The sequence below is a fragment of the Streptomyces sp. NPDC088923 genome, from assembly GCF_044749745.1.
Classification (GTDB): Bacteria; Actinomycetota; Actinomycetes; order Streptomycetales; family Streptomycetaceae; genus Streptomyces.
The window spans coordinates 677,147-691,537 of sequence record NZ_JBIVIO010000002.1 but is presented as its reverse complement, the minus strand read 5'-3'; the positions used below and the strand labels follow the sequence as shown (position 1 = coordinate 691,537).

Here is a 14,391-nt window from a genome sequence, read left to right as displayed (position 1 = left end):
ACGTCCCGGCCCGGACCCTCGCGGTCCGGACCGGGACGGTGGGCGGTGTGGGTCACACGGCGCCGCCGCGCCCGTAGTGCGAGCCCAGCTCGGTGCGGTAGCCGGGGTCCGCGAGGTGCTTGTCCTTGTCGAACTCCGGGGCCGACTTGATCTCGTCCTTGGTGCGGCTGACCGTCACCGTCTTGTTCTCGTGGTCGATGCCCGTGAGGGTACCGGCCGGGAGGAGGACCTCCTTGCCGAATATCCAGACGCCGGTGTCCACGACGATGTACTGGCTGTCGACGTCCGTCGAGTGCTTGTCGACCTTGCCGATGTGGCCGTCTCGGGCCTCGACCTTGTAGCCGACGATCTCGGCGTCCGCGTAGTTGGTGACCTCGGGGCCGTAGTTCCACAGGTTGCTGTCGGTCATGGTTTCTCCCGTCTCCGGGGAACCGCCGGCCGCGGTTCCGCTGCGTGAAGGCGGGTGCCCTTCACGCCGTCCGGCACGCATGCGAATATTTGCCGTACGACAATGATCAGGGGTTTACCCGCCGTCCGGGCGGGTCGGCGTAGGGTCGGTGACTCAGCCGGGGACGTGGTCCTCATACCCATGATGCCGAGGAGGAAGCGAGCCGATGGCGACTGCCGGGAGCGTGGAGAGGCTGGCGGAGCTGCTGGCCGGTGAGCAGGAGCGGCTCACCGCGGAGTGGGTGACGCGGGCGTTGCCCCCGCTCCAGGGGCGCGTGAGCGCGCCCGAGGTGGGGCAGGAGCTGCGCGAACTGTACGCGGCCGTGCTCGGCGCGCTGCGCGCGGGCTCGCTCGACCACCGCGCCGAGCCGTACACGGAGGTGCGCGGGCTGCTCGTGGAGCTGTCGCGCAACCGCGCGAGGCAGGGGTTCACACCGACCGAGACGGCGCTCGGCGTCTTCCTGTTCAAGGAGGTCGTTCAGGCGGAGCTGTCCGGTTCGCGGGCCGATCTGGCCGCCTTCCTCGACTTCTCGCGGCTCGTCGACGGCCTCGGGCTCTTCACCGTCGAGGCGCACGCCACGACGCGTGAGGCGATCATCACGGCGCAGGCCGAGCAGTTGCTCGAACTGTCCACGCCTGTGGTGAAGGTGTGGGACGGCGTGATCGCCGTGCCGCTCGTCGGGACGCTCGACTCGGCCCGTACCCAGGTCGTCATGGAGAAGCTGCTGCAAGCGCTCATCGACCACAACTCGACCCAGGCGATCATCGACATCACCGGGGTCTCGGCCGTGGACACGCAGGTCGCCCAGCACCTGCTGAAGACGGTCGTGGCGGCACGGCTGATGGGTGCGGAGTGCACGATCTCCGGTATCCGGCCGCAGATCGCGCAGACCATCGTGGGGCTCGGCATCGAGTTCGGCGACATCGTCACGAAGTCCTCGCTCGCGGACGCGCTCGCGCACGCCCTGCGCCGTATCAAGGCGGACCGCGAGGCGGACGAGGCGGACGGCTCGATCATGTCCGGGGGCCTGCTGTGAGCGAACGCGTTCCGATCCTGCGGATCGGCGGGACGCTCCTCGTGCCGATCCAGGTCGAACTGGACGACCAGAGCGTCCTCGATCTCCAGGAGGATCTCTCGGAGGAGATCGTGCGGACGGGGGCGCGCGGTGTCGTCATCGACATCTCGGCACTGGAGATCGTCGACTCGTTCGTGGGGCGGATGCTCGCCACGACGGCCGCCGTCTCGCGCGTGCTCGACGCGGAGACGGTCGTCGTCGGGATGCGTCCGGCCGTCGCCATGACTCTCGTGGAACTCGGGCTCTCGCTCGGCGGCGTACGCACCGCGCTCGATCTGGAGCAGGGCTTGCGCCTGTTGCGCCGCGCGGGACGGACGGGTCCGGAACGCGGATGACGAGCCCTCAGCCGGCGCCCGCGCCGACGCAGACGATGACCATCGCCACCAACAACGACGTGGTCCAGGCCCGTCAGCTGGTGCGCACGCTGGCCCAGGAGAGCGGGCTCTCCCTGGTGGAGCAGACCAAACTGGTGACCGCGGCGAGCGAGCTGGCCCGCAACACGCTCGTCCACGCGGGAGGCGGTGAGCTGCTCGCGAGCCGGGTCAGCGCGGATGGTCACGAAGGGGTGCGGCTCGTGTTCCGCGACAGCGGGCCGGGAATCCCCGACCGGGACCTCGCCCTCACCGACGGCTGGACGTCGGGGGACGGCATGGGGCTCGGACTGAGCGGTTCGCGGCGGCTCGTCGACGATTTCGCCCTGGAGACCTCGGTGGGCGAAGGGACGACGGTTACGGTGACGAAGTGGGCGCGATAGAGGAGCCGTACGGGCGGCAGCCGTACGGACAGGAGATGCACGGGCAAGGGCCCAACGGGCAGGGGCGGTACGGGCGGCAGGTCGACATGTACGACATGCCGCCCGCCGAGGACGTCGCGTGGCTGCGCGTGGACGTGGCGCTGCCCGCGGCGGCGCGCAGCGCGGCGGCGCAGCTGTGCCACCGGCTCGGTTTCGGGGCGCGGCGCACCTCGGAGGTCGCGCTCGCGGTGACCGAGGCGGCGACGAACCTCCAGCGGCACGCGCGGGACGGTTCGCTGCTGCTGCGGCTGATACGCACCCCCGACGAGGCCGCGCTCGAATTCCTCGCGCTCGACAGCGGGCCCGGGATGTCCGACGTCGCGTACTCGCTGCGCGACGGGGCCTCCTCGGCGGGGACGCTCGGTGTGGGGCTCGGCACGATCGGGCGGCTGGCGGACAGCTTCGGCATCCACTCGCTGCCCGGTCGCGGCACGGTGGTCACGGCGCGGTTCTGGCCGGACCGCGAGCGGGGGCCGCACCGGCCCGAGCCGCTCGTCGCGGGGCTGACGCGGCCGATCAGCGGCGAGACCGTGTGCGGGGACGCCTGGGCGGCGCGCCCTGTGGGCACGGCGGACGAGGGGCCCGGCTCGGTCCTCGTGATGATGTGCGACGGGCTCGGGCACGGGCCACTCGCCGCGCGTGCCGGGGAACTGGCCGCCGAGGCGTTCCGGAACACGGCGGCGGAGGAGCCGGACGAGGTGCTGCGGGTCCTGCACGGGGCGCTGCGGGGCGGGCGGGGCGCCGCGGTGGGGATCGCGCGGCTCGATCTCGCCACACGGCGCGTGCGGTTCTGCGGTGCCGGGAACATCAGCGCCTGCGTGATCAGCGAGGGACGGCGGCGGTCGCTGGGCTCGGCGCCGGGGATCGTGGGGCACCAGTTGCCGAGGCTGCGGGTGTTCGAGGAGGTCATGGCGGGCGTGGACGGGACGCTCGTGCTGCACTCGGACGGGTTGACGTCGCGGTGGGAGCCGAATGACTTCCCAGGGCTGTTCGCTCTGGCGCCGTTGACCGTGGCGGGGCAGATCTTCAACCAGGCGGGGGTCCGTCGGGACGATGGGGGGGTGGTGGTGGCGCGGATTCCCTGACGGGGGCTGGGGGGCGGCCGGCCTCGCGCCCGCCTCGCGGGGCTGCGCCCCGCGCCCCCTTTTCGGGGCTCCGCCCCGGGCCCCGCTCCTCAAACTCCCCCAGCCTTCGGCCGGGGGGACCCCCGGGAGGGGCTGCATTTTTTCGCCCGGCGTGCGGTGTGTCCCGCGTGTGGACCGCCCGAGTGGTGGGGGCCGGGTGGGGGCAGCAGGCTGGGGGGCATGACGACGGCGACGGGTGAAGTCAGCGGGGGGCGGCAGGAGCCGCCGGAGCTTCCCGAGGCGCGCGGGGATCTCTCCGCGCACCTGCTCACGGCGCTGCGGGCGGGGCGGGACGCGCCGCCCTGGGGGCCGCAGGCCGCGCGCGTGGACCCGCTCGGCGAGGACCTGCAGCTCGCCCTCTTCGTGCTGTACGGGTTTCACCGCGGCGGCTGGGCGGGACTGCCGCCGGGCGCCGAGTGGGAGCCGCTCCTGCTGGGGCTGCGCCGTCCCCTGGAGCGGCGTTTCCTGGAGGCGCTGCGCGGGCTGACGCGCGGTGCCGAGGACGTCTCCGCGGCCCTCGCCGATCTGCTCGTACGGCCCGAGGGCGGCGATCCGACGAGCGTGAGCGGCGCGCTGGAGCGGGACGGGAAGCCGTGGCAGATCCGCGAGTACGCGGTGCTGCGGACGCCCGCGCGGGCCTTCGAGGACGACGGGCCCGCCTGGGCGCTGCCCCGGCTGCCCGCCCGCCCCCGGGCCGGGCTCCTCTCGCTGCTGCACGCGCGCGCCGGGCACGGGCAGCCGGCGCGCGGCCACGCGGCCCTCGCCGCGGAGCACCTGCGCGCGCTCGGCCTCGACCCGGCGCCCGGCAGGTACGTGGACGCGGTCCCCGCCGAGTCCCTCGCGCTCGCCAACCTGGGCGCGCTCTTCGGCCTGCACGGGGCGCTGCGCGGCGCGCTCGTGGGGCACGCGGCGGCGTGGGGTGTCCTGCTGCCGCGCGCGGCGGGGCGCGTGGCCGCGGCGCTGGAGCGGACGCGGGCGCCGCAGAAGGCCTCACGCTACGTGCTGGCGCGCGCCGAGTCGGCCGCGGCCGAGGAGCAGGTGCTGCGCGCGGAGGTGCTCGCGCAGTTGCTGCTCGCCGAGCCGGGCCTGGAGGCGGACGTGGTCCTCGGGATGGAGGCGACGAGCCTCCTGGAGGACCGCCTCGCCGCGCACGCGCTCGCGGCGTGGGGCGCGGGCGAGTCGGCGCTGCGGCTGCCGGTGGCGGCCGCGGAGGGCTGAGGGCAAAGGGCCGCCGCGGGGGCGTCCGTATCGTGAACGGGCCGGGCGTGCGCCGCCCGCGCGGGCGTACCTTTCGGTGCACTATGACCACCACTCCCGTACGCGAGACAGCAGCAGAGGCAGAGAACGAGGCCCGGGCGGCGGCGGTGCTGCACGCCGAGGAGGTCGAGCTCGTCCGCGAGGGCGCCCTTCTCCTGGACCGGGTGTCCCTCACCGTCCGAGAGGGCGAGCACTGGGCGTTGCTCGGTGCCAACGGCGCGGGCAAGACGACGCTCCTGAGCCTGCTCGGGGCGCTCGGCCACCCCACGCGCGGGCAGGTCGAGGTACTGGGGCGCCGGCTCGGGCGCGTGGACCTGCGGGAACTGCGGACGTACGTGGGCCACGTCAATCCGCGCCACCCGCTGCGCAGCGCGCTGAAGGTGCGCGACGTGGTGCTGACCGGGCTCACGAACAGCGTCGAGCCGCTGCCGCGCTGGCAGCCCGACCCGGAGCAGCGCGAGCGCGCCGGGCGGCTCATCGCGACGCTCGGGCTCGGGCACCGCGCGGAGGCGACGTGGCCGACGCTCTCGCAGGGCGAGCGGGGCCGCGCGCTCATCGCGCGCTCCCTCATGCCGGAGCCCCGGCTGCTGCTCCTCGACGAGCCGGCGACCGGGCTCGACGTCGCGGGGCGCGAGCAGCTCATCGAGAGCATCGAGGCGCTGACCGCCGCGCGGCCCGCGCTCGCCTCCGTCCTCGTGACGCACCACCTGGAGGAGTTGCCGCCGAGCACGACGCACGCGCTGCTGCTGCGCGGCGGGAAGGTCCTCGGGAGCGGGCCCGTGGACGAGGTCCTGACGAGCGGGTCGGCCTCGGAGTGCTTCGGGCACCCGCTGAAACTCGAACGGCACGGGGGCCGCTGGAGCGTGCGGACGGCGGGACGGGCGCGCGCCGTGGAGGTCTGAGTCGCCGCGCGGGCCTGGCGCGTGGGCGGGCCTGGCGCGTGGGCGGGCCTGGCGCGTGGGCGGCCCCGCCCCGGTGATATGCCCCTGCGTCAGGCCCCCGGCACCAGGCCCGTCCGGTCGAAGGGGCCGCCGTGCGCCTGCGCGTGGGCGATCGCCTCGTCGACCTCGTCGAGTGCGAAGGCCCGCACCCGTTCGGCCGCGAGGTCCACCGCGCCCGTCGCGAGGAGCCGGACCAGCCCGGGATTGGCGGTGCGCGGCAGCATCCACTGGCCGCGCACGGTGATCGAGTCGCGCATGATCCAGGGGTACGGCAGGGGGAGTTCGCGGGCCGGGACGCAATGCGGGTCGACGAGTTGGCGGCGGCCCCGTGGATCGGGCCGGCCTCGACGGGGGCCGAACCGCTGCTCGGCGTCTGGCCGGGGCTTCCCGGGCGCCCCCGAGTGGTGCACGCGGCCCGCGACTGGTTCACGAAGCTCGCTCTCGTGGCGGGCGGCTTCGGTGTGACGACGGTGCCGTGCCTGCTCGCCGGCATCCTGCCGCGCGGGGTCGCGCTGGTGCGCGTGGACGGGGTGCCCGCCGAGGTCCGCCGGGTGCTGCTGGCGCGGCTGCCCGGGCCGCCCGCTCCAGCGGTCGCCGCTGTCGCGCGGGCGCTGGCGGAAGTGGTGTGAGGGGGCCCGCGCCTGGCGTCGTACGGGCGCGTGCCGTGGCGGTCCGAGAGCAAGCGGTACGCGAGGAGGGGGCGGTCCGTGGCGACGGGCCGTCCCCTCCTGGCGGGGGTCAGCCCTTGTGGACGCCCGCCCAGAACTCCTCGAAGGAGAGGAGCTTGTCGCCGTTGGCGTCCTTCGAGGCGATGATGGCCTCGGCGACGGACGCGGTGACGTAGAAATCGCCCATGCGGGCCATGGCCGACTTGTACTCGTCGGCGGTGATGAAACCGTCCCCGTCGGCGTCGAACTGCTGGAAAGTCTTGCGTGCCTGCTCGATGTCGGCCATCGGCCCGTCCACCCCTTCTCGGTGCTTCTGTACGGCGGTCAGGGTATCCGGCCCCGCCGGGCGCGAGGAGAGCGAGTACGGAAGGAGCACGGCGCGTGACGGACCTGGAAGCGCTCTTCGCCGAGCTGGCGCGGGGGCGGTTTCCCGCGGCGGACGGGACGACGACGGTGTGGCCGCTGGGCGGGGAACGCGAAGCGGGGGTGCTCGCGCTGACGGCGCGGTCCTTCGTCTTCGCGGACGCGGACGAGGGGTGGGTGCGGGAGCGGCTCGCGCGCTCCGGCCGCGACCCGCTCGCCGCGAGCCTGCACCCCTTCTTCCTCGCCGCGCTCCTGGAGCGGACCGGGCGGCGGATGGGCACGGTGGACCTCCTGACGGTCGCCCCCGCGCTCCCCGGGCCGCCGGAGCTGAAGCTGCGGGAGGTCGCGCCGCACGGACACCCGCGCGTCGCGAGGGCGCTGCGGCGTCGCACGGGGGTACGGGTGTGGGAGACGACCGAGGGCGATGTGGTGCTCCTCGGCAGGGGGCCGGGCGGGCGCTGGGAGACGGCGGTCGAGAAGGAGTCGGCGGTACCCGGCCGGGGCCGCGCCCTCGCGCTGGCGGCGCGTCACCTCGTACCGGACGCGGCGGTGTGGGCGCAGCAGGCCCCGGGCAACGCGCGCAGCGTCCGGGCCTTCCAGGCGGCCGGGTACCGACCGGTGGGGGCGGAGGCGCTGCTGTGGCGCCCGGCCCAGGGGGCGGTCTGAGGCGCTCGGAGAGGGCGGGGCGTGGGGCCTCAGCGGTCCGTCACGCGCAGCTCGAACCACGTCTTCTTGCCGACGGGCAGCAGGTCCACGCCCCACCGCTCGCTCAGCCGCTCGACGAGCGCGAGCCCGAAGCCGCTCGTGACCGCCATCCCGAAGGACGGCATCACGCAGGGCAGGGCCCGCGAGGGATCGCGGAACTCGACGCGGATACGTCCCGGCCGGCGGGTCATGCGGAGCCCGAAGGAGCGCGCGCCCGCGTGCCGCACGGCGTTGCCGAGCAGCTCCGAGACGAGGAGCGCGGTGGTCTCGGCGAGCGCGGGGGACAACCTCCACTCCTCCGTGACGACGAGCGCGGCGAGGCGGCGCAACTCGCCCCCCGACTCCGGGGTCGCCTCCACGCGGATCTCCGACTCCGCCGGGTTCCCGTGCGCGTCCAAGGCCGCCAGGGCGCGTTCGTCCTTCGCGCCCGGCGTCCACCGTGCCGCGGGCCCGCCCTGCTCGGCCCGCCGCGTGTGCTCTGTGCCCTCCAGCCCCGCCATGCCCCCATGATGGCGTCCCCCAGCCCTGCGCGGGCGCGTTCCGGCGGAATATGACGGGCCGCCGGGAAGCTCGTGAAGACCACGCTCGGCATATGCCGAGGGCAAAAGGAGAGCTCCGGCGGGGGTCACCGGGGGTGATGACGCTGTGCGGACGAGTGATCACACCCCGGGTGCGCACCGTTTCTTAAGGTTCGCTTAAGGCGGACATAAGACGTCGCACGCGGGGAGTGCGCGCCCCCGTGCGCCCGGAGGCCGCCCGGGGACCGCGCGGGCGGCGCGCCGGGCACGGTGGCCGCGCACGCGCGCGCACGCCCCGCGCACCGCTCAGCCGAAGTGTGCCTTGCCCGGTCCGTCCTCGACAAAGCTGCGCATCCCGGTCTCGCGGTCCTCCGTCGCGAACAGCCCGGCGAACCAGGTGCGTTCGAGCGCGAGGCCGGTGTCGATGTCCGTCTCCAGGCCGCCGTCCACGGCCTCCTTCGCGGCGCGCAGCGCGAGCGCGGGGCCCTTGGCGAGCTTCGCGGCCCACGCGTGCGCGGTGGTGAAGACCTCCTCGGCCGGGACGACCTGGTCCACGAGACCGATCCGCAGCGCCTCGTCCGCGCGGACCTGACGCCCGGTGAAGATGAGGTCCTTGGCACGCGAGGGGCCGACGAGGCGCGCGAGGCGCTGCGTGCCGCCGGCGCCGGGGATGAGCCCGAGGAGGATCTCGGGCTGCCCGAGCTTCGCGTTCTCGGCGGCGACGCGGTGGTCGGCGCACAGCGCGAGTTCGCAGCCGCCGCCGAGCGCGTAGCCGGTGACGGCGGCGACGACGGGCTTCGGGATGCGCGCGACGGCGGTGAACGCCTCCTGGAGGGCGCGGGAGCGCGGGACCATGTCCTTGTGGCTCATGTCGCGCATCTCCTTGATGTCGGCCCCGGCCGCGAAGACCTTCTCGCTGCCGCGGATCACGACGGCCCGCACGTCGTCCCTGCGGGTGACCTCGTCCGCGAGTTCGCGCAGGCGGTCCTGCACGGCGACGTTGAGCGCGTTCATGGGGGGCCGGTCGAGGGTGAGGGTGGCGACACCTTCGTCGACGTCGAGGAGCACAGTCATGCCCGCACCCTATGCGCCCAGGTCACGGGCGCGGACGTGCGCTCCGCCACAGGGCGGAAGTACGGGTACGGGGCGGCGCCCGCGAAGGCGCCGCCCCGTGCCCGTACCGGACGCAGGGCCGTCAGCTCTCCCACTCACCCCACGGCAGGTTCCAGCCGTTGAGGCCGTTCCACCACTGGATCCGCTTGTCGTTGGAGTGCGAGACGACGACGACGTCGCCGATGAGCGAGCTGTTGTAGAACCACGAGGCGGGTGTCGAGGAGTCGCCGCCGCCGCGCGCGTCGCGCAGGCCGACGCAGCCGTGGCTCGCGTTCTGGTTGCCGAAGACGCCCGGACCCGCCCAGTAGTTGCCGTGCACGAAGGTGCCCGAGGTGGACAGGCGCATGGCGTGCGGGACGTCGGGGATGTCGTACTCGCCGCCGTAGCCGACCGTCTCGCCGTTCATACGGGTCACCGGGTACTTCTCGCTGATGACCATCTGCCCGTTGTACGTCGTGCTGCCCGGGGCGCCCGCCGTGATGGGGATGTTCCTGACGGTCTTGCCGCCGCGGGTCACGCGCATCGTGTGCGCGCTCGCGTCCACATAGGAGACCTGGCTGCGGCCGATCGTGAAGTGCACTGTCTTGGCCTGCTTGCCGTAGACCCCCGGGCGGCCCTCCACGCCGTCGAGCGCGAGGGTGAGCGTCACCTTGGTGCCCGGCGCCCAGTACTTCTCGGGACGGAAGTCGAGGCGGTCGTTGCCGTACCACTTGTGGCGGATCTCGATGGCGGGCTCGGCCTTGACCTCGATGCCGCGCTCGACGGCCTTCGGGTCCGTGATGCCGCGCGAGAAGTTGAGCGAGACCGGCATGCCGACGCCGACCGTCGCACCGTCCTCGGGCGTGAAGCGGCCGATGAAGGTGTTCTTCGGCACGAGCGTCGTGAACGTCGTGTCCTTCGCCGACTCGCGGCCGTGCGTGTCCTTCGCGACCGCGTGCACCTTGTACGTGGTAGAGGCGGCCAGGTGCAGCTTCGGCCGCCAGGCGGCGCCGCCCTCGACGATGTCCCCCGCCACCTCGGTGCCCTTGTCGTCGGCGACCTGGACCTTGGTGAGCGTCCCCTTGCTCGCGGTGATCTTCAGGGCGCCGCTCGTGTCGACGTCCTTGGCGCCGTCCTTCGGCGCGACGGTCACGACGGCCTGCGAGAGGGTCGGGCTCGGCTTGACCCTGCCCCCGTTCTCGCCGTCCGCGCCCGCCCCGTCGCCGTCCCCGCCCCCACTGCACGCCGTCACGAGCAGCAGGAGCACGCCGAGGAGCAGCGCGGGCAGGGCCCGTGCCCCGCCACCGCTCCCCCGCAGCCACCCCGCACCCGCGTACGCCGTCGGTCGCCCGCTCACTCCGGTGTCTCCCCTCGCACACGCGCGGGGACCGCTTGTGCGCCCCCCGCGTCCGATCCGCACAGTCAGATAACCACACACCCGAACACGCGAGACCCCCGCGTTTGTCACTGTTGCGTTCCAACTCCCGCCCCCACCTGCGCTCTTCCCGACAGGCGCCGCGCAGCCCCGTCCGCCCGGGAGGCGGGGCCCGGGTGAACGCCCCGCCCCGCGCGGGCGAAACGTGAGCGAAGCCCTCGCGAGGGGAAGAACAGGGGTGGGACGAAGCCGCCGAGCCACGGCCGGATGCCGCACGCCGTACCGCGGGCACGCCACGCACCACGTGCCCCGGGCGCCGCGCGGCGTCCGCGTCCCCGGAGCCGCCAGGAGGCCGGAAGGTGACGAGCGCAGCCGAGCAGGAGGAGACCGGGGCCCGCCAGGACGGCACGGACCCCGGACCGCCCCCCACGACCACGGGCCACGGCCCTCCCCCGCGCCCCGCGCCTCCCGCGGCCCTCGCCCGCGACGTCGCCTGGCCCGGCGCCCCCACGCCGCTCGGCGCGCGCTGGCACCGGGGTCCCGAGGGGCGCACGGGCACGAACTTCGCGCTGTGGGCGGGCGGCGCCGAGGCCGTCGAGGTGTGCGTGTTCGACGAGGAGGGCAACGAGCGGCGGGTGCGCCTCGCGGAGCGCTCGGACCAGATCTGGCACGGCTTCGTGCCCGGCGTCGCGCCGGGGACGCGGTACGGCTACCGGGTGCACGGCCGCTGGGACCCGTGGACGGGGGCCCGGTGGAACCCGGCAAAGCTCCTGCTCGACCCGTACGCGCGCGCCGTGGACGGCGACTTCAGGCTGCCGGCCGAGGTCTACGGGCACGTGCGCGACTGGCCCGAGCAGCACGTCGCGGACACCGTGCGCGACGACCGCGACTCGGCCCCGTACGTCCCGAAGGGCGTCGTCGTGCACGACGAGTCCCCGGCCGCCGAGTGGATCGACGACCGCCGCCCGAAGACGCCGTGGGCGGACACGGTGCTCTACGAAGTGCACGTCAAGGGCTTCACGATGCGGCACCCCGGCATCCCCGCGCACTTGCGCGGCACGTACGCGGGGCTCGCGCACCCGGCGGCGCTCGCGCACCTCAAGCGGCTCGGCGTGACGGCCGTCGAGCTGCTGCCCGTGCACCAGTTCGCGCACGAGGACCACCTGCTGCGGCGCGGCCTCACCAACTACTGGGGGTACAACTCGATCGGCTACTTCGCGCCGCACGCCGCGTACGCCTCGCGCGGGACGCGCGGCGAACAGGTCGGCGAGTTCCGCGACATGGTGCGCGCGCTGCACGCGGCGGGCATCGAGGTGATACTCGACGTCGTCTACAACCACACGGCCGAGGCCGACGAGCGAGGCCCGACGCTCTCGCTGCGCGGCATCGACAACCGGGGCTACTACCGGCTCCAGCAGGACGCGCGCCGCTATCGCGACTTCACCGGGTGCGGCAACACGCTGAACGTGGTCCAGCCGCAGGTCCTGCGGCTGCTCACCGACTCGCTGCGGTACTGGGTCGGCGAGATGGGCGTGGACGGATTCCGCTTCGACCTCGCGGCGGCGCTCGCGCGGGCGGGGCGGGACGGCGAGGAGCAGCGCTTCGACATGCTCGCGCCGTTCCTCGCCGTCATCGCGCAGGACCCGGTGCTGCGCCGCGTCAAGCTCATCGCGGAGCCGTGGGACGTGGGCTCGGGCGGCTACCAGGTGGGCGCCTTCCCGCCGCTGTGGGCGGAGTGGAACGACCGCTTCCGGGACGCGGCGCGGGACTTCTGGCGCGGGGCGCTGCCCGACGTACGGGACCTCGGCTACCGCCTGTCGGGGTCGAGCGACCTGTACGCGTGGAGCGGGCGCAGTCCGCAGGCCAGCGTCAACTTCGTGACGGCGCACGACGGTTTCACGCTGCGGGACCTCGTCACCTACGACCACAAGCACAACGAGGCGAACGGCGAGGGGAACAGGGACGGCACGGGCGACAACCGCTCCTGGAACCACGGCGCGGAGGGCGAGACCGAGGACGTGGGCATCCGCGCGCTGCGGCGGCGCCAGCTCCGCAACCACCTCACGACACTGCTCCTGTCGACGGGCGTCCCGATGCTCGTCGCCGGGGACGAGCTGGGGCGCACCCAGGGCGGCAACAACAACGCGTACTGCCAGGACAACGAGATCGGCTGGCTCGACTGGTCGCTGCTCGACGCGCCCGAGTGGCGCGCGCAGTGCGCGCTCGTCGCGCGGCTCGTCGCGCTGCGCCGCGCGCACCCGGTGCTGCGCCGGCGGTCCTTCTTCACGGGCCGGGCGCTCTTCGCGGACGGGCGGCGCGACGTCGCGTGGTTCACGGCGCGCGGCGCGGAGCTGACCGAGGACGACTGGTACGCGCCGGGCCGCAGCCTCGGCATGTACCTCTCGGGCCGCGACCTGCCCGCCCGGGACGCCGGGGGCGCGCCGGTCATGGACGACAGCTTCCTGCTGTTCCTGCACGCGGACCCCGAACCGGCCGAGCTGACGCTGCCGGGGGCGCCGTGGGGGGCGTCGTACGAGGTCGTCGTGGACACGGCGCGGGAGGAGCAGGAAGAGGCGCCGGGGACGGTGCACGCGGCGGGGGCGACGGTGCGGGTGGAGGGGCGGTCGGTGGTGGTGCTGCGGGTGCTCGGCTGACGGCCGTTACGCGAGCGGTTCGTACGCGGTCGTGACGAGGCACGAGGCGTCGCCCTCGACGCGCAGCTCCGTGTTCTTCGGGAGCTTCGTGGGCGGCGTCGCGCGCCAGTCCGGCGCCTTGTCCGCGCCGTTCGTGCCCACGACGGCGTAGCGCAGGCCGTCGCGGGTCACGGCGAGGGTCTTCGGGTCGGGCGCGCCGTTGACCGGCCCGGCGTCGGCGAGTCCGGCGCGGCAGGCGGCGAGCGGGAGGGCGTCGAGTCCGTCGAGGGTGCCGAGGGTGCGCTCGTACGTGCCGCTCGGGAACTTCCACAGGTCGTGCGGGTCCGCGCAGTCGACGGGGAAGAGGGCGCGCCTGCCGAGGCCGAGCAGCTGGGTGTCCGCGCACTGGCCGGGTTCGAGGCCGCGCGCCGTGCGGACGGTCTCCGTCGAGGTGACGAGGCGGTGCGCGCCGGGGAAGTCCTCGCGCTGCCAGCGGCCGTAGCGGCTCAGGCGCAGTTCGGAGTGGAGCGTCGTGACGTCGCGCAGGAGGCCCCGGGTGTGCAACTCGTCGAGCTGGGCGGCGAGGTCGGCGGTCATCTTCACGACGCGGCCCTTGCCGTCGGTCGTGACGGTGACGGTGAAGCCCTCGGCGTGGCCGAGGCGTTCGGCCTGGCGCAGGGGCCGGGCGAGGGCGGCGGGCAGGACGTCGGCGGCGTGCGCGGCCGGGACGGTCGCGGTGTAGCGGCGGCCGCCCCCGGGGAGGTGCGCGGGCTCCTTGCCGGGCTTCGCGTAGGGGAGGACTTCGGCGAGGGTGCCGCCGTAGGGCAGGACCGCGCCGTTGAGGCGGTTGAGGTCGCTGTCGCCGTTGAGGCCGCGCTTCTTGCGCTCGGCGGGGGTGAAGCGCACCCAGGTGCGGCCCTTGTCGCCGTCCACGGCGACGTACACGCTGCCGTGGCCGCGCACCGCGTACGTCTGCCGTACGTCGCGGCGCCCCTCGCGTCCGCCGAGGGCGCCCGCGTCGGCCTCGGCGAGCGGCGCGGGGACGTGGACGGTGCGTTCGGCGCGGGCGACGTCCTGGTCCCAGTCGAGCGTCCCGGCGACGACGTCGGTGGCCTTGGTGCCCGTACCGCCGTAGTCGAGGCGCGAGGTGAAGCGCGCGGTGAGTCCTTCCTGGCTCGCCCGCGAGGCGGCCCGGAGCTGCTGGGAGAGCGGCTTGCCGAACACGGCGTGCTCGCTCCCGAAGGGGCTCCCGCACGCGCTCACCCCACCGAGCAGCCCGGCGAGAGCGAGCCCGCTCCCGGCCATCCGCACCACACGCCGCATGGCCGCCGCCTCCGCTCCGCTCCGTGATTCCGCCGGTCGGGACCCCGCCGGGGACGCCCCACCCGGGCTCCCGCGC

The 14,391-nt window shown here is 74.5% G+C and carries 16 protein-coding genes; 9 read left to right on the top strand and 7 right to left on the bottom strand.

The window, feature by feature from the left end:
* Positions 1 to 52: 52 nt before the first annotated feature.
* A complete protein-coding gene (locus tag ACIP4O_RS14295; RefSeq protein ID WP_164290981.1) occupies positions 53 to 409 on the bottom strand; it encodes a PRC-barrel domain-containing protein in 357 nt (118 codons plus the stop codon).
* Positions 410 to 614: 205 nt separating this feature from the next.
* Between ACIP4O_RS14295 and ACIP4O_RS14290 the strand changes: the two genes are divergently transcribed.
* From ACIP4O_RS14290 to ACIP4O_RS14265, 6 genes are all read left to right on the top strand, one after another.
* Positions 615 to 1,484, top strand: coding sequence for an STAS domain-containing protein (locus ACIP4O_RS14290; protein ID WP_361333514.1), 870 nt, complete (start codon positions 615 to 617; stop codon positions 1,482 to 1,484).
* Entirely contained in the window at positions 1,481 to 1,858 is a 378-nt protein-coding gene (locus tag ACIP4O_RS14285) for an STAS domain-containing protein (protein WP_361333517.1), read from the top strand. The genes ACIP4O_RS14290 and ACIP4O_RS14285 overlap by 4 nt, the downstream gene beginning before the upstream one ends.
* On the top strand, positions 1,855 to 2,277 hold the full coding sequence (locus tag ACIP4O_RS14280; protein WP_401574749.1) for an anti-sigma regulatory factor: 423 nt from the start codon (positions 1,855 to 1,857) through the stop codon (positions 2,275 to 2,277). The genes ACIP4O_RS14285 and ACIP4O_RS14280 overlap by 4 nt, the downstream gene beginning before the upstream one ends.
* A gap of 95 nt (positions 2,278 to 2,372) precedes the next feature.
* Positions 2,373 to 3,401, top strand: a complete 1,029-nt coding sequence (locus ACIP4O_RS14275) for an ATP-binding SpoIIE family protein phosphatase (protein ID WP_401574949.1) — start codon at positions 2,373 to 2,375, stop codon at positions 3,399 to 3,401.
* A gap of 219 nt (positions 3,402 to 3,620) precedes the next feature.
* Positions 3,621 to 4,658, top strand: a complete 1,038-nt coding sequence (locus tag ACIP4O_RS14270) for an iron-containing redox enzyme family protein (RefSeq protein ID WP_401574748.1) — start codon at positions 3,621 to 3,623, stop codon at positions 4,656 to 4,658.
* Between the two features lie 83 nt (positions 4,659 to 4,741).
* Complete coding sequence (locus tag ACIP4O_RS14265) at positions 4,742 to 5,599, top strand: ABC transporter ATP-binding protein (RefSeq protein WP_401574747.1); 858 nt, start codon at positions 4,742 to 4,744, stop codon at positions 5,597 to 5,599.
* An 89-nt stretch (positions 5,600 to 5,688) separates the two neighbouring features.
* Here ACIP4O_RS14265 and ACIP4O_RS14260 read toward each other — a convergent pair whose 3' ends face one another.
* A complete protein-coding gene (locus ACIP4O_RS14260) occupies positions 5,689 to 5,895 on the bottom strand; it encodes a hypothetical protein (protein ID WP_401574745.1) in 207 nt (68 codons plus the stop codon).
* Between the two features lie 42 nt (positions 5,896 to 5,937).
* On the opposite strand from ACIP4O_RS14260, the gene ACIP4O_RS14255 reads away from it, so the two are divergent.
* Complete coding sequence (locus ACIP4O_RS14255) at positions 5,938 to 6,267, top strand: LysR substrate-binding domain-containing protein (protein ID WP_401574744.1); 330 nt, start codon at positions 5,938 to 5,940, stop codon at positions 6,265 to 6,267.
* 109 nt (positions 6,268 to 6,376) lie between these two features.
* Here the strand turns inward: ACIP4O_RS14255 and ACIP4O_RS14250 are convergent, their stop codons facing one another.
* The gene (locus ACIP4O_RS14250; RefSeq protein ID WP_361333535.1) at positions 6,377 to 6,592 is read right to left on the bottom strand and encodes an EF-hand domain-containing protein; all 216 of its coding nucleotides are present in this window, start codon (positions 6,590 to 6,592) and stop codon (positions 6,377 to 6,379) included.
* A gap of 95 nt (positions 6,593 to 6,687) precedes the next feature.
* On the opposite strand from ACIP4O_RS14250, the gene ACIP4O_RS14245 reads away from it, so the two are divergent.
* Positions 6,688 to 7,335, top strand: coding sequence for a GNAT family N-acetyltransferase (locus ACIP4O_RS14245; RefSeq protein ID WP_401574743.1), 648 nt, complete (start codon positions 6,688 to 6,690; stop codon positions 7,333 to 7,335).
* 29 nt (positions 7,336 to 7,364) lie between these two features.
* Here the strand turns inward: ACIP4O_RS14245 and ACIP4O_RS14240 are convergent, their stop codons facing one another.
* From ACIP4O_RS14240 to ACIP4O_RS14230, 3 genes are all read right to left on the bottom strand, one after another.
* Complete coding sequence (locus ACIP4O_RS14240) at positions 7,365 to 7,874, bottom strand: ATP-binding protein (RefSeq protein ID WP_401574742.1); 510 nt, start codon at positions 7,872 to 7,874, stop codon at positions 7,365 to 7,367.
* A gap of 324 nt (positions 7,875 to 8,198) precedes the next feature.
* Complete coding sequence (locus ACIP4O_RS14235) at positions 8,199 to 8,966, bottom strand: enoyl-CoA hydratase/isomerase family protein (protein WP_401574741.1); 768 nt, start codon at positions 8,964 to 8,966, stop codon at positions 8,199 to 8,201.
* Positions 8,967 to 9,087: 121 nt separating this feature from the next.
* On the bottom strand, positions 9,088 to 10,341 hold the full coding sequence (locus ACIP4O_RS14230) for an Ig-like domain-containing protein (RefSeq protein WP_401574740.1): 1,254 nt from the start codon (positions 10,339 to 10,341) through the stop codon (positions 9,088 to 9,090).
* A gap of 377 nt (positions 10,342 to 10,718) precedes the next feature.
* Between ACIP4O_RS14230 and glgX the strand changes: the two genes are divergently transcribed.
* Positions 10,719 to 13,013 carry a glycogen debranching protein GlgX gene (gene glgX / locus ACIP4O_RS14225; RefSeq protein ID WP_401574738.1) on the top strand — a complete coding sequence of 765 codons (2,295 nt, stop codon included), beginning with the start codon at positions 10,719 to 10,721 and terminating at the stop codon, positions 13,011 to 13,013.
* A gap of 6 nt (positions 13,014 to 13,019) precedes the next feature.
* Here the strand turns inward: glgX and ACIP4O_RS14220 are convergent, their stop codons facing one another.
* The gene (locus tag ACIP4O_RS14220) at positions 13,020 to 14,315 is read right to left on the bottom strand and encodes a hypothetical protein (RefSeq protein WP_401574737.1); all 1,296 of its coding nucleotides are present in this window, start codon (positions 14,313 to 14,315) and stop codon (positions 13,020 to 13,022) included.
* Positions 14,316 to 14,391: the final 76 nt, after the last annotated feature.

Bases quoted from the DNA above. Each gene is read 5' to 3' on its own strand.
- ACIP4O_RS14280 (WP_401574749.1), top strand. From the start codon at position 1,855: ATGACGAGCCCTCAGCCGGCGCCCGCGCCGACGCAGACGATGACCATC.
- ACIP4O_RS14240 (WP_401574742.1), bottom strand. From the start codon at position 7,874: ATGGCGGGGCTGGAGGGCACAGAGCACACGCGGCGGGCCGAGCAGGGC.
- ACIP4O_RS14255 (WP_401574744.1), top strand. From the start codon at position 5,938: ATGCGGGTCGACGAGTTGGCGGCGGCCCCGTGGATCGGGCCGGCCTCG.
- ACIP4O_RS14220 (WP_401574737.1), bottom strand. From the start codon at position 14,315: ATGCGGCGTGTGGTGCGGATGGCCGGGAGCGGGCTCGCTCTCGCCGGG.
- ACIP4O_RS14270 (WP_401574748.1), top strand. From the start codon at position 3,621: ATGACGACGGCGACGGGTGAAGTCAGCGGGGGGCGGCAGGAGCCGCCG.
- ACIP4O_RS14290 (WP_361333514.1), top strand. From the start codon at position 615: ATGGCGACTGCCGGGAGCGTGGAGAGGCTGGCGGAGCTGCTGGCCGGT.
- ACIP4O_RS14235 (WP_401574741.1), bottom strand. From the start codon at position 8,966: ATGACTGTGCTCCTCGACGTCGACGAAGGTGTCGCCACCCTCACCCTC.
- ACIP4O_RS14295 (WP_164290981.1), bottom strand. From the start codon at position 409: ATGACCGACAGCAACCTGTGGAACTACGGCCCCGAGGTCACCAACTAC.
- ACIP4O_RS14275 (WP_401574949.1), top strand. From the start codon at position 2,373: ATGCCGCCCGCCGAGGACGTCGCGTGGCTGCGCGTGGACGTGGCGCTG.
- ACIP4O_RS14265 (WP_401574747.1), top strand. From the start codon at position 4,742: ATGACCACCACTCCCGTACGCGAGACAGCAGCAGAGGCAGAGAACGAG.
- ACIP4O_RS14260 (WP_401574745.1), bottom strand. From the start codon at position 5,895: ATGCGCGACTCGATCACCGTGCGCGGCCAGTGGATGCTGCCGCGCACC.
- ACIP4O_RS14250 (WP_361333535.1), bottom strand. From the start codon at position 6,592: ATGGCCGACATCGAGCAGGCACGCAAGACTTTCCAGCAGTTCGACGCC.